Raw genomic sequence first — 13,471 nt, 5'->3', positions numbered from 1 at the left:
AAGCCGCATATTGGCATCGGTTGCTGACGCATGTCGACCATCCTCCCGGTCGATGACGCAACTGTTCCCTCTGGAGGTCCTTGACCTCATACTCCCAGCCACCGTGTGAAGCGGTGGCTTTTTTTTGTGCGCTGGGCGCCGCGCCGCGGGTCGCAAGTCGGAACATTCGGTTGTGGCTTCCGTTCTCCCAGAAGAAGAAAAGCTGAAAGGAGAGCGTCATGCAGGTCGTCGGCACACAGGTCATTCCCGAAATGGGCGGCAAGCTGGGCTTCACGGTGGAATTCGTGGGCGACGGCGGGGAGGTGGTTTCCGTGGTGTTGCGCAATGACGAGACGCAATCCGTCAACTTAAGGAATGCCGTCGAATTGGCCAAGGCGGTCATGTTGGAGATGGCTGCCGCGAAGGCCGGTGACCTCAACTCTGATGGACCGAGGGCGCGGCTGAGCGCGCGTGCAGCAGGCGATCGCAACGCCATAGAAGAACAGCTCGACGAGGGATTGGAAGGCACATTTCCGGCGAGCGATCCGGTTTCGGCAACCGGCTCCACGATATCGAGGGGGCGGGCAAAACATTGAGAGGGCAAGGAGAAGATCGTTTCATCTGCTCCGCTGCGGTTCCAGGGTTGCCATCAAAGCAAAAAAGAATGCCGGAGCTGCGGGGGTCCCCGGAACTTTTTTGCCTCCAATCTGTTGAATCCTCTCGTTGCAAACGCGGGCGGGTGATCACGTGCCTCACATCCGAAAGATCGATCGCAAGAGCGGGCAGATGGATGCCCGAGACCGGCTGATCATTGCGCTCTACGCGCAGCTCAAGGCCGAGCGCCAGACCCGCGAAACTCTTGAATGGGTGATCCGCAACGGCGCATTGTCGAAGGATGTGCTCGAAGCCATCGCTGCCGACCCGGTTCCGGTGGTGACGAGCGACGACGTCGCATCCGTTGAGAAGATCATAGCCTTGGACGAAAGGCGCCGGCGTAAACTGCAGAACGACAACTGAGGGGGATGTCATGGCAGCTCGGGCAAGCTGGAAAGGCCATCTGAAGGTCGGGGACCTCGTGTGCGGCGTGGGACTATATACCGCCGTCTCCACCTCGGACCGGATCTCATTCAACATCATCAACCGCAAGACTGGCCATCGCGTAGAGCGCCAGTTCGTCGACAGCGAGACCGGCAAGGCCGTCGAACGCGATGATCAGGTCAAGGGATACCAGCTGGACAGCGGCGAATACATCGTGATCGAGGGCGATGAGATTGCCGGCGTCATGCCGGAGAGCGACAAGGTGCTGAACGTCCAGAACTTCGTGCCCTACAACGAAATCAACAAGCTCTATTTCGATAAGCCCTACTATCTGGCGCCGGCGGGCGAAGATGACGAGGAGGCGCTTGGGCTGATCGCTCGGGCGATGCGCGATCAGAAGGTTGCGGCGATCGCAGAGGCGGTGCTTTTCCGCCGCAACCGCACGGTCCTGATCCGGCCGCAGGACGACTATGTCGTCGCGACGACGTTGAGCTTCGACTACGAGGTCCGCAAGCCGGATACGGTCTTCAAGGATATTCCGGAGATGAAGTTCGATAAGGAAATGCTCGAACTAGCCGGGCATATCATCGGCACGAAAAAGGGCGCCTTCAATCCGCAGGAGTATGACGATCGCTACGAGATGGCGCTTTCGGAGCTGGTGAAGGCGAAAATCGAGGGCAGGGAACTGCCGAAAGCAAAGCCAAAGCCTCAGGGCAAGGTCATCGATCTCATGGATGCCCTGCGTCAGAGTGCCAAGCTGAGTGCTAAGCCACGGGCCGGCAAGCGCGCCGCTAGCGGGCAGACGAAGGCGAGCTAACCATGGCTCTGGAGGCCTATCAGGCAAAACGCAACTTCAAGGTAACGCCCGAGCCGCGGGGGAGCCGGCGTGGCGGCAAGTCTCCAGTACCCGCAGCGCTCAGCTTCGTCGTTCAGAAACACGATGCGACGAGACTTCACTATGACTTCCGGCTTGAGCTCGATGGCGTGCTGAAGAGCTGGGCCGTTACTCGCGGGCCAAGCCTCAATCCTGATGAAAAGCGGCTTGCCGTTCACGTCGAGGACCATCCGCTGGACTATGGCGACTTCGAAGGCATCATCCCGAAGGGGCAATATGGTGGCGGCACGGTGCTCGTTTGGGATCGGGGCACCTGGACGCCGAATGGCGATCCGCACAAGGGCTACAAAAAGGGCCACATGGAGTTCGACCTCGACGGAGAGAAGCTCAGCGGTCGCTGGCACCTCGTGCGCATGCACGGCAAACCAGGTGAACGGCAGGAAAACTGGTTGCTCATCAAGGCAGAAGACGCGCAGGCCCGCCGCAAAGGCGACATTCTCAAACAGCGGCCGGAATCGGTGAACAGCGGCCGCAAGATCGAAGAGGTGGCCAAGCACCCTGACGCCACCTGGAACTCCCGAACCAAGGGCACATCAAAGCCGGCCTCCGTGAAGCCTGTAGCGGCCCGGGCGAAGCCGAAACGACATGAGTGGCCGACGGGCGCCGAAAAGGCCCCGATGCCTGCCTTTGTCGAGCCCGAACTTGCCAAGCTCAAGGCCAAACCACCGTCGGGCGAAGAGTGGATCCACGAAATCAAGTTCGACGGATACCGGCTGCAGGTGCGGCTTGAGAACGGCAAGGCCGTGCTTTTGACGCGCAGTGGGCTCGACTGGACCGAAAAGTTCGGCCAGGAGATTGTTGACGCCTTCGCGGCACTGCCGGCCAAGTCGGCGATCATGGACGGAGAGATCGTCGTCGAGCGGGAAAGCGGCGCCCCCGACTTTTCGGCCCTCCAGAACGATCTCAGCGAAGGTCGTCACGATCGGTTCGTCTTTTACGCCTTTGATCTGCTCTATCTCGACGGATACGACCTGCAGCAAGCGCGGCTCACCAGCCGCAAGGAGTTGCTGCTGGGTCTGCTGGCAGATGCTGACGGAGGGCTCCGCTACAGCGAGCATTTCGCCGAGAAGGGTGCCGTGGTGCTGGAGCATGCCCGCCAGCTCGGTCTCGAGGGCATTATTTCGAAAATGGCCGACAGCGAATATGTGTCCGGGCGCACCGGCGACTGGGTCAAATCGAAGTGCCTGCAGAGGCAGGAATTCGTGGTCGGCGGCTATGTGCCTTCGACCTCGATGAAAAGTGCGATCGGCTCATTGGCCATGGGCGTCTACCGCAATGGCAAGCTGGAGCATGTCGGCCGGGTCGGAACAGGCTTCAGCGTCAATGTCGCGCACGAACTCTATGAGACACTGTCGGCAATGGAGCAGACAGAGAATTCGTTTGACGACGAACTCACCGCCGAGGAGCGGCGCGGGCTTGTTTATGTCAGTCCGAAGCTTGTTGCCGAGGTCGAGTTTCAGGCATGGTCGGCGGACCACAATTTGCGGCATGCCGCGTTTCGTGGGTTGAGGGAAGACAAGGCGCCAGAGGATGTGATGCCCGAAGCAACAAATACAACTGCTCAGGAACTGCCTCAGTCCAAGGTCACGCTCACCCACCCGGATCGCATCTATTGGCCGGAGGAGGGCATCACAAAACAGGGGCTGGCCAGCTATTATGCGCGGGTGTGGCGGTTTATCGAACCCTATGTGACCAAGCGGCCGCTGGCGCTGTTGCGTTGTCCTGATGGTATCGGCGGGCAGCGGTTTTTCCAGAAGCATGCCTGGAAGGGCATGAATTCAAGCATCGAACAGATCACCGATCCGAAGGACAGAGGCGGCGAGAAATTGTTGCGCATCATGGACTTCGACGGGATGATTGCGCTTGTCCAATCCGCCGTGCTGGAGATCCATCCCTGGGGTGCCACGACAGCCAGCTGGGAACGACCCGACATGATCACCATGGATCTCGATCCGGCCGATGGTGTCAGCTGGACAGATGTGATCGCCGCCGCCAACGAGCTGAAGGAGCGTCTGGAAGCGGCCGGTCTCGCGGCCTTCGTCAAGACCTCCGGCGGCAAGGGACTGCATGTCGTGACGCCGCTGAAACCGAAGGCGAGCTGGGTTCAGGTCAAGGCCTTCGCCAAGGCACTCGCCGATGGCATGTCGAAAGATCAGCCGGACAAATATCTTGCGACCGCCACGAAGGCCAAGCGGACCGGCAAGATTTTCATCGACTACCTACGCAATGGGCGCGGCAATACGGCAGTCGCCGCCTATTCGACGCGTGCGCGGCCAGGGGCTGCCGTCTCCATGCCGCTTGAGTGGAAAGAGTTGACCGAGGAAATAGGTCCGGCCTATTTCACGGTCGACAACGCGCCCGCGCGTCTCGATACCTTGAGAAGCGATCCGTGGATGGATTTCTTTGCTGCCGCCGTCCCGCTCGAGAGGCGAAAGTAGCGGGGGGCGGCTACGATCTCTCAGTGAGACTTCGGACGTGGCGGTTCCTTGGCGAGGCTCTTTTTCAGAGCGTCCATGATATTGACGACGTTGCCCGTCGGCCTCGGTGCCGGCCGCTTGGCTGATGGCGGTGTGGCTTTGACGAGGCTTTTCTGCTTCGCTTTGATCATCGCCCTCAGCCGTTTCTGGACCGGATCCTGCAGCATGGCCGGCTGCCATTCCTCGGTCCGGTCCTTCACCAGCTTCTTCATCATGGAGAGCACGGTGTCATCAACCTTGCTGTGGCTGTCCAATGTCGCTGCCGGCGGGCGAACCTCGTCGCCGAAATGCAGCGTCCAGAGAATGATGCCCTTGCCCTGGGGCTCAAGCAGGACTGCCCTCTCGCGCCGGTAGAGAACAAGTCGGGCGATGCCGACGACATCGTTTGCCTTCATCGACTCCCGGATCACGCAAAAAGCTTCCGTGCCAACCTTGTCTTCAGGCGCGAGAAAATGCGGCTTGTCGTACCAGATCCAGTCGATCGAGCCGCGCGGCACGAAGGTATCGATGTCGATCGTCTTCGTGCTTTCCAGCCCGACTTCATCGAGTTCCTTGTCTTCCAGAATGACGTAGTCATCTTCGCCGCGCGGATATCCCCGGGCTTGATCCTTATCGGCAATCGGCTTGTGGGTGACGCTGTCGACGTAGCGGCTTTCGACGCGGTTCTTCGTCTTACGATTGAGGACGTGAAATCGAAGCTGGTTGCTGTCTGTCGTCGCCGGCGTCAGCGATACCGCTGCGGTGACGAGTGACAGTTTGAGATAGCCCTTCCAATAGGTCTGACGTGCCATTTGCGCCCTGGCGCCCTGGCGCCATCTCCCGTGGCCGCATTCGCGACAATTCCTCATAACGACGTGAGCTGCAGTTTGGTTCCATTGCAAGCGTCGCGAAACGTGCGCATACAGGGAAATAGCCGCTGTCAGCAGCCGTTGAGGCCTTTCAGCCAGCGTAGCACGGCGATTTCACCCTGATCCATCCAGCGCAGCAATCTGGCGTTTCTGCTCGGCCGGGCGCTAGCGAGCTTGGCCAGCTCGTCCGTTTCGAAGCTTTCGAACACCTTTGGATGAATGTAGGACGATCTGCATACGGCGCGCGTGTTGACGAGGCGTGCGGCAACCGCATCGATGACCTCGTTCATCTGTCGCGCGCGCCCAAGCCGGCTTTGCTCCGGTTCGAGCGCCGCAAGCCCTCTCGCAGCCATTTGCGTCGCACCCCACGTGCGAAATTGCCGGGAGCTGAAACCGGCTCCGGATGCCTGTCTTATGTAGGCGTTGACATCTTGCGACTGGATGGGATGGGAGGCGCCCTGGTTGTCGATATACTGGAACAGCTGCTGGCCCGGCAGTTCCTGGAGCGTGCGCACGGCGCGCGTGATGCGCCGGTCGCTGTGGCTGAGACGCCATTCCTTCCCAGATTTGCCCTTGAAGCGGAAGTGAATGCTCGAGCCCGATATTTTCACATGCCTGTTGCGCAGCGTCGTCAGGCCGTAGGAGGCGTTTTCCGAAGCGTAGCTTGCATTGCCGACACGGATATAGAGATTATCCAGGAGCCAGACGATCGTCGCGAGCGCTTTGTCGAAATCGGGCGCCCGACGCCTGAGGTCGGAATCCACCTTCCTGCGGATTGCCGGGAGCGCCGAGCCGAAATCGGCAAGCCGCTCGAACTTGCTTCTGTCTCTTTGCGCAGTCCATTCGGGATGGTAACGATACTGCTTGCGGCCGCGTGCGTCGCGGCCGGTGGCCTGCAGGTGGGAATTCGGATCCGCGGAAATGAGAACCTCGGTATAGGCAGGCGGAATGGCTAACGCCGAGATTCGCTCGAGTTCCGTCGGATCGCTGATGCGTATGCCTTTGGTGTCGTAATAGAGAAATCCATTCTTGCCGGCTCGCCTCGTTATGCCGGTTTCCAGGTTCGCGACAAAGACCAGACCGCCGACTGCCGGTGGCTCGCTGAGCGCAGCCGCCCGTTTCTCGTCAAGTTCGCGTCTGTAGGTCGCTCTCTGGTCCACAGTGAGCAGGAAACGCCGTTGCCCCCGGTAGGTTCCGATGCACTGATGGTAACTTTTTGCCCTTGGGGCACTCAAGAACGGCTTGGCACCTTTCGGTCGATCGAACGGAAGAACGGCTACTGCACGTTTATTTTTTTGCGGCCGAAATGTAACTTTAGGTTTATTTCTTGTCGCGCATCGCAGCTTGCATCGGCAACTATTTATCGCGTGCGTTGCTATTGCTTTTCGCGGAAACATTGTCCCATACTATGCTTAGCCTCGGCGTTTGGAGCGTTGGGATCCACTGCGGGGCACGCATGAAATCCAAAGCTCGTGCATCCGTCGAGGTAGGGAAAATGCGTGGCAGATCGTATCGGGGGCTATACCTAATCGGGATTCTTGCAGTGGCCGCCGGCTTGTCGTCGTGCGACAGCGGCAGCAATGCGTATGTGCCACCGCCACCCCCGAAGGTGAATGTTGCACAACCGTTGCAGCAGCCAGTGGTTGAATATTTCGAGCTGACCGGCAACACGGACGCGATCAATGCGGTCGACATCGAAGCGCGAGTTCAAGGCTTTCTCGAGACCATCGACTACAAGGATGGAACTGCCGTGAAGAAGGGCGACAAGCTCTTCAGCATCCAGCGCGACACCTATAAGGCGCAGGTCGACCAAGCCCAGGCGCAGCTGGCCTCGCAGCAGGCGTCGCAGGTTGGAGCGAAGCAAGAATACGACCGGCAGCTCAATCTCATGAAGCAGGAGGTGACGACGCAGACGGCCGTCGACAGCGCCAAGGCGACGCTCGACGAGGCAAACGCCGCCATTCTGAACGCGCAGGCGAGCCTCGATCTCGCAAATATCAACCTCGGATATACGCAGGTGGTGGCACCCTTCGACGGCACGGTGACCGACCATCTTGTTGATGTGGGCGCGCTGGTCGGTGTGTCCGGCCCGACAAAGCTTGCCACGATCGTCCAAATTGACCCGCTCTACGTCTATTTCAACGTCAGCGAATCGCAGGTGCTGATGATCAAGCAGAGCCTTGCAAAGGCAGGGCGTAAGCTGACCCAGACGGATCTTCCGAGCATACCGATCGAGATCGGGCTGGGCGACGAAGAGGGATACCCACACAAGGGCCACCTCGACTATGTCGCTCCGCAGGTCGATGCCTCGACAGGCACGCTCTCGGTTCGAGGCATTATCGATAACAAGGACCATGCGCTCTTGCCGGGCCTCTTCGTGCGCGTTCGTGTCCCGGTCGCCCACAAGGACAAGGCGCTTCTCGTTCGCGACGATGCGATCGGCACCAACCAGCAGGGCAACTATGTACTGGTTCTTGGCAAGGACGATGTGATCGAGCAGCGACCCGTCAAGATCGGTCAACGCGACGGGTCGATCCGCGTTATCGAGTCCGGTATCGATGCTGGCGACTGGGTGGTCATGGCCGGCACTCAACGGGCCGTGCCCGATATGAAGGTCACACCTGAGAAAATCACGATAGACGCTGCCGCGGCAACAGGGGATCCCAGCGGATCGAAGGTCCCATGAACCGAGGCCAGGCCCAATCAAGGAGGCGAAGCAGATGATCTCGCGCTTCTTCATTGAGCGGCCGGTGCTCTCCAATGTTCTCGCGCTGGTCATCGTCCTGATCGGCGCGGTGGCGCTTCTGCAGCTGCCAGTCGCTCAATATCCCAACGTGGTTCCGCCCACCGTACAGGTGACGACGCGCTATCCGGGCGCGAGCGCCAAGACCCTCGTCGATACCGTTGCGTTGCCAATCGAACTGCAGGTCAACGGCGTCGAAAACATGCTCTACATGCAGTCAACGAGCGCCAGCGACGGCACCTACTCGCTGACTGTGACCTTTGCCATCGGTACGGACCCCGATCAGGCGCAGGTCCTGGTCCAGAACCGCGTTGCCATTGCGATGCCATCATTGCCGCAGGCGGTGCAGGTGCAGGGCGTGACGACGCAGAAGAAGTCGACATCGATCCTCGGTTTCGTCAGCCTGACCTCACCGGACAGCCGTTACGACAGCCTCTTTCTATCGAACTACGCGGTCATCAACCTGCAGAACGAGCTCGCCCGGCTCCCTGGCGTCGGCAATGTCAGCGTCTTTGGCGCCGGCCAGTATGCCATGCGGATCTGGATGGATCCGAACCTCCTGCAAGCCCGCGGGCTGACGCCGCAAGATATCATCAACACGGTGCAGCAGCAGAGCCAGGAGGTCACGGCAGGGCAGGTGGGATTGCCGCCGGTGCCCAACGGGCAGGACTTCCAGTATACGCTGAACGTCAGCGGTCGGCTGAACGACGCCCCTGACTTCGAAGACATCATCGTCAAGGTCGATTCCACAGGCGGCGGCCGGATCACGCGTGTCCGCGACATCGGTCGTGTCGAGCTCGGGGCGCAGACCTATAGCCAGTCCTTCCTGCAGAACCGGCGACCGGCGACCGGTATCGGCATTTTCCAGTTGCCGGAAGCCAATGCCATCGCGGTTGCCGAATCCGTCAGGGCGAAGATGGCGGAGCTTTCAAAGAGCTTTCCGCCCGGCCTTGAATACAGCATGCCGTTCGATACGACGAAATTCGTCCAGGCCTCGATCCGCGAGGTTTACGTGACGCTGATCGAGGCCGGTGTCCTGGTCCTGATCGTGATCCTGCTCTTCCTGCAGAACTGGCGGGCTATGCTCGTGCCGGCGACAACCGTTCCGGTGACGATCATCGGGGCGTTTGCCGCGATGGCAGCCCTCGGTTTCACCGTCAATCTGTCGACGCTGTTTGCGATCGTGCTTGCGATCGGCATCGTCGTCGATGACGCGATCGTCATCGTCGAGGGGGTTGCGCGTCACGTCGAGGAGGGAATGCCAGGCAGGCAGGCTGCAGAGAAGGCGATGGATGAACTTCTCGGTCCCGTCATCGGCATTACGCTCGTTCTCATGGCGGTCTTCATTCCGGCTGCCTTCCTGCCGGGGCTAACCGGGCAGCTCTACCGGCAATTTGCGCTCGTCATCGCCGCGACCGCGCTGATCAGCGCAATCAACGCGATCACATTGAAACCGACACAATGCGCTCTCTGGCTGCGGCCGCCCGTGCCGCCCGAAAAGCGTAACTTTCTTTATCGCGGCTTCAATCGAATCTACGACGCGGCGGAGAACGGCTATTCCAGGCTTGTTGGCGGCCTCGTTCGCAACAGCGCGATCGCGGTCCTCGTTGGGCTGGGGCTGATCGGTGTCGCTTTCTGGGGACTGACCCGGCTTCCGACGGCCTTCCTCCCCATCGAGGATCAAGGCTACGTCCTGATCAGCGCGCAGTTGCCTGACGGCGCATCGAAGGAACGCACCGATGCCGTGATGCAACAGGTCAGCGAGATCGCCGAGTCAACGCCGGGCGTCGACCAGGTTCTAACGATCAGCGGCATTTCGGTCCTCGACAACAGCGCAAGCCTGCCGAACGCCGGTGTCGCCTATGTCGTTCTCAAGGACTGGGACATGCGCGGAAAGGAAAAAGGCCAGGATCTGCTGTCGATATACCAGCATCTGAACGGCGCTCTGGAGAGTGTCATGCAGGCTAAGACGCTGGTCATGGTCCCACCGGCGATCCAGGGCATCGGCAATGCCAGCGGTTTTACCATGCAGGTGCTGCTCAAGGACGGTAGCTTCGATTTCCCGCTGCTGCAGACACTGGCTGACACCATCGTCGAACACGGGAATTCGCAGTCCTCGCTACAGCGGCTGCAAACGTCGTTCCGCGCGGACGCTCCCCAGCTCGAGGTTTCGGTCGACCGCATCAAGGCCGAGACGCTCGGCGTCACGGTTGGGCAGGTATTTTCCGCCCTCTCGGGCTACGTGGGATCGAGCTATGTCACCCAATTCAACAAGTTCGGCCGCACCTTCCAGGTCTATGTGCAGGCGGCTCCGGATTTCCGCGTGCGACCCGATGACATCCGCAATCTGAAGGTCAAGGCTGGCGACGGCACCATGGTCCCGCTTGGTACAGTGATCGACGTTAAAAGCACGCCGGGCCCGACGCTGATCAGCCTTTACAATCTCTATCCCACTGCCACGATCGTCGGCGGGCCTGCCACCGGCTTCAGTTCGGGGCAGGCGCTCGATGTCATGGAGCAGATTGCCGATCAGACGTTGCCGCCGGGCACCGGCTTCGAGTGGACGGCGCTGTCCTATCAGGAAAGGGCGGTCGGCAGCCAGATCTACTACGTCTTTGGCCTCGCCATTCTGCTGGTCTATTTCGTTCTGGCCGGACAGTACGAAAGCTGGATCTTGCCGTTCGCCGTTATTCTCGCCGTTCCCCTTGCTCTGCTCGGGACCGTCGGCGCGCTGACGGCGCTCGGGGTCGCGAACAATCTCTACACGCAGATCGGTCTCATTCTGCTCATCGCACTTTCCTCGAAGAACGCCATCTTGATCGTTGAGTATGCGCGGGAAAAACGCCTGCAGGGCATGGAGATTGCCGCTGCCGCCGTGCTCGCGGCGCGACTGCGTTTCCGCCCGATCCTGATGACCTCTTTCGCCTTTATCCTGGGCGTGCTGCCGTTGGTTCTGGCGACGGGGGCTGGCGCCAACGCCCGCCGATCGATCGGTATTTCTGTCTTTAGCGGCATGATCGCATCGACATGCCTGGCGGTTTTGCTGGTGCCGTCCTTCTACGTGATCCTGCAGCATTTCGAGGAATACCGGAAGCGCCGTGCAGTGGCGGTGCCCGACGCGCAGACGTAGGTGATGCGACAACACGCTGTTGGCCAGAGCGGATACCGCATTGAGAATTGCTATTCTCGGCTAGGGAACACATGCGCGTTGCGCTTGATCGTCTGCCCCGCGGATAAGCAATGGAGCGCCCTCGGAGGAAGAGGGCTAGGTGCAGCCTCACGATGCCGACATGGTCGACACTGTGATTTCCGAAGGGAGAGGAACTATGGAGAATTTCTCGTCATCACTGGAAATCGCATCCGCGGAACGTTGCATGTGGAGAATGAGACTTGGCTTGTCCGTGCTGGGAGGCATCGTCCTGTTCGCGGGCGCGGCCTTGGCGCAGCAGCCGACCGACGCGCAACGCAACGCGATCAAGTCCGCCTGCCGCAGCGATTTCCTATCCAATTGCTCCGGCGTCACGCCGGGCGGCAAGGAGGCGCTTGCCTGCCTGCAACAGCACGAAGCGTCGCTCTCGTCGGGATGCGAACAGGCAATCAGCGCACTTGGCGGAAGCAGCAGCGCTGCCACCCCGAAATCGTCTTCAGGGGCATCGTCCGCGCCGGCGGCGCCGGATGCCGGCACACCCAAGGCCGCCGCGCCGGCGGCGACGGCCGCACCGCAGCTTTCGCCGCGGGAGGAGATGGTCATTGCCCGCGAGGCCTGCGGGCCGGACTTCCGATCTTACTGCCGCGCCGTTCCGCTCGGCGGCGGACGCGGCATCGCCTGTCTTAGGGAAAACATGGCGCGGTTGTCCCCGGCTTGCCAAAAGGTCTTGGCTCACGGGCTGTGATTCTCTTTTGCTTTCACGGACTTCGGCGCTCCTGTGGTGATGGGGGTGCCGGATGTGCCGGTCTCGATTCGCAAAATGCCAGTGAATTCGTCAGACCTTAGTCCAACTACCCAATCGGTGCGCCTGCGCTAACTGAACCTTGTCCTTCTGCCCCGAAGGATGAGGGAGGCTTTGGGATGTCGCGGACAAACCCTCCCGCAGCCTCCCTCCTTGCGGTCGGACCTTGGTCCAACTTTCCAAGCGCGTAACCTATGCCTAAGTTGGCCTTGTCCTTCCGCCAAAAAAGGACACGCAGGGGCACCTTCGGTCCCCTGAGAGGGCTTGAGAGGTCACCAACGGGTAGGCTGACCTCTCAGCTCTCCTCGTCCAGGGCAACACCTGACTGTGGCGACCGGGCATCATTGCATCTAAACTACAGGTGGTTCTCGGCTTCCGTGATAAGCGACATGGGTCAGCTCCAGTCGTGCATCCAATCCGTGGACGAAGGTGAGGATTGCCCAGCCGGCCTTGAGCAATCATGTGATGGCGCTGGAAAGGGAGCTCGCATGCCCGCTGTTCATCCGCTCGACCCGGCGGGTCGAGCCGAGAAGCGGCGGACATGAAGCTGTCGACCCGCTTCAAGAAGCGGAATGCCGCGGTTGGCGGCCTCGGTCAGATAGCCCGAACGCAAGCCATGCGCCGAGAATGCCGCTCGATCGAGACCGGCTTGTTTGACGCGTGCCTTCAGGATCAGGTTGACCGATTGCGGCGTCTTCAAGTCGCTCCGCTGCCTCGGCAATTTCGACGCAGATCTTCACCGCTGTTGCCCTTTACCAGACCCGCTCATGCAAAATCGCGTCGAACACAACATCGGTCGAGACGAAAGCGCAATGTTCAAGTCGTGCCTGGGCCGCCAGGATCCTATCCCAGGGATTGCGATGATCCCAGTCGAAGGCGGCTGCCAGTTCGGCATGCAGATCGCTGATGGCGATTGTCTGCAATCCGCTGGCAGTCACTGCGGCCCGCAATTCCTGCGGCTTCAGGTCGAGCTTCTTTAGGCGCATCTTGTTGTCGAGCTCGTAGAAGGAGGCGGCACTGACGAGGATGGTATTGGTCTTGTCCTCGATCAGCGATCGCGCTCTCGACGAGAGGCGATCGCTGCCAATGGTCCACCAATAGACCGCATGGCTGTCGAGCAACACCTTCACGAGCGGTTGTCCCGATCGCCAGGCTTCCCTTGCCACAGGCCAATGTCATCGTTCCAGTCGCCGGCGTCGATCCCCGCCTGTTCGGTGTCGTGATCATCGAAGAGATCGTCGGGAAGGCCGTGCTGGCGCAACAGCCCGAACGGTCGTTTGCCCCCAAGGTCGGCTGGACCGATGCGGGCGTAGACGTCGTTGCCGCGCATGATGATGATTTCCTCCCCCTGGTTGGCGCGTTCGAGGACCTCGGCGAAATTCTTGCGGGCCTCGCTGATCTTGTAGCTGGTTTGCGGCATGCTGTCGGACTCCGGGAAAGACTGTTGACCACCGTACCACGGCTTATCTGAGCGCGTACAACGGTCTTGTACGTATCACTATCGATACCGGAACCTTTTCGGAAGTTAGACATTCATCTGC

General features: G+C 60.3%; 10 protein-coding genes and 3 pseudogenes. 8 read left to right on the top strand and 5 right to left on the bottom strand.

Annotation, left to right across the window (positions count from 1 at the left end):
• Positions 1–218: 218 nt before the first annotated feature.
• The 4 genes from K9B32_RS13595 to ligD all read left to right on the top strand — a co-directional run bounded on the left by K9B32_RS13595 (position 219) and on the right by ligD (position 4,350).
• Complete coding sequence (locus K9B32_RS13595) at positions 219–575, top strand: hypothetical protein (RefSeq protein ID WP_224562922.1); 357 nt, start codon at positions 219–221, stop codon at positions 573–575.
• A 190-nt stretch (positions 576–765) separates the two neighbouring features.
• A complete protein-coding gene (locus K9B32_RS13590; RefSeq protein ID WP_263490864.1) occupies positions 766–996 on the top strand; it encodes a hypothetical protein in 231 nt (76 codons plus the stop codon).
• 10 nt (positions 997–1,006) lie between these two features.
• Entirely contained in the window at positions 1,007–1,834 is an 828-nt protein-coding gene (locus K9B32_RS13585; protein ID WP_224562918.1) for a Ku protein, read from the top strand.
• 2 nt (positions 1,835–1,836) lie between these two features.
• The gene (gene ligD, locus K9B32_RS13580) at positions 1,837–4,350 is read left to right on the top strand and encodes a DNA ligase D (protein ID WP_224562916.1); all 2,514 of its coding nucleotides are present in this window, start codon (positions 1,837–1,839) and stop codon (positions 4,348–4,350) included.
• A gap of 20 nt (positions 4,351–4,370) precedes the next feature.
• On the opposite strand, the gene K9B32_RS13575 is transcribed toward ligD, so the two are convergent.
• Positions 4,371–5,180 carry a Ku protein gene (locus K9B32_RS13575; RefSeq protein ID WP_224562912.1) on the bottom strand — a complete coding sequence of 270 codons (810 nt, stop codon included), beginning with the start codon at positions 5,178–5,180 and terminating at the stop codon, positions 4,371–4,373.
• Positions 5,181–5,308: 128 nt separating this feature from the next.
• Positions 5,309–6,397, bottom strand: coding sequence for a DNA topoisomerase IB (locus tag K9B32_RS13570; protein WP_224562909.1), 1,089 nt, complete (start codon positions 6,395–6,397; stop codon positions 5,309–5,311).
• 335 nt (positions 6,398–6,732) lie between these two features.
• On the opposite strand from K9B32_RS13570, the gene K9B32_RS13565 reads away from it, so the two are divergent.
• The 4 genes and pseudogenes from K9B32_RS13565 to K9B32_RS13550 all read left to right on the top strand — a co-directional run.
• On the top strand, positions 6,733–7,923 hold the full coding sequence (locus K9B32_RS13565; RefSeq protein WP_224562906.1) for an efflux RND transporter periplasmic adaptor subunit: 1,191 nt from the start codon (positions 6,733–6,735) through the stop codon (positions 7,921–7,923).
• A 34-nt stretch (positions 7,924–7,957) separates the two neighbouring features.
• The gene (locus tag K9B32_RS13560) at positions 7,958–11,110 is read left to right on the top strand and encodes an efflux RND transporter permease subunit (protein WP_224562903.1); all 3,153 of its coding nucleotides are present in this window, start codon (positions 7,958–7,960) and stop codon (positions 11,108–11,110) included.
• A 310-nt stretch (positions 11,111–11,420) separates the two neighbouring features.
• Positions 11,421–11,873 (top strand): annotated as a pseudogene (locus K9B32_RS13555) (hypothetical protein); the annotation flags it as partial.
• Positions 11,874–12,359: 486 nt separating this feature from the next.
• Positions 12,360–12,470 (top strand): annotated as a pseudogene (locus K9B32_RS13550) (LysR family transcriptional regulator); the annotation flags it as partial.
• Between the two features lie 7 nt (positions 12,471–12,477).
• On the opposite strand, the pseudogene K9B32_RS13545 reads toward K9B32_RS13550, so the two are convergent.
• The 3 genes and pseudogenes from K9B32_RS13545 to K9B32_RS13535 form a co-directional block, all read right to left on the bottom strand.
• Positions 12,478–12,624 (bottom strand): annotated as a pseudogene (locus tag K9B32_RS13545) (integrase); the annotation flags it as partial.
• Between the two features lie 58 nt (positions 12,625–12,682).
• Entirely contained in the window at positions 12,683–13,060 is a 378-nt protein-coding gene (locus tag K9B32_RS13540; protein ID WP_224562900.1) for a type II toxin-antitoxin system VapC family toxin, read from the bottom strand.
• Positions 13,057–13,350 carry a type II toxin-antitoxin system Phd/YefM family antitoxin gene (locus tag K9B32_RS13535; RefSeq protein ID WP_224562898.1) on the bottom strand — a complete coding sequence of 98 codons (294 nt, stop codon included), beginning with the start codon at positions 13,348–13,350 and terminating at the stop codon, positions 13,057–13,059. The genes K9B32_RS13540 and K9B32_RS13535 overlap by 4 nt, the downstream gene beginning before the upstream one ends.
• Positions 13,351–13,471 lie beyond the last annotated feature (121 nt).

The organism is Rhizobium sp. 3T7 (assembly GCF_020166565.1).
Classification (GTDB): domain Bacteria; phylum Pseudomonadota; class Alphaproteobacteria; order Rhizobiales; family Rhizobiaceae; genus Rhizobium.
This window is presented reverse-complemented; position numbering and strand designations above follow the sequence as displayed.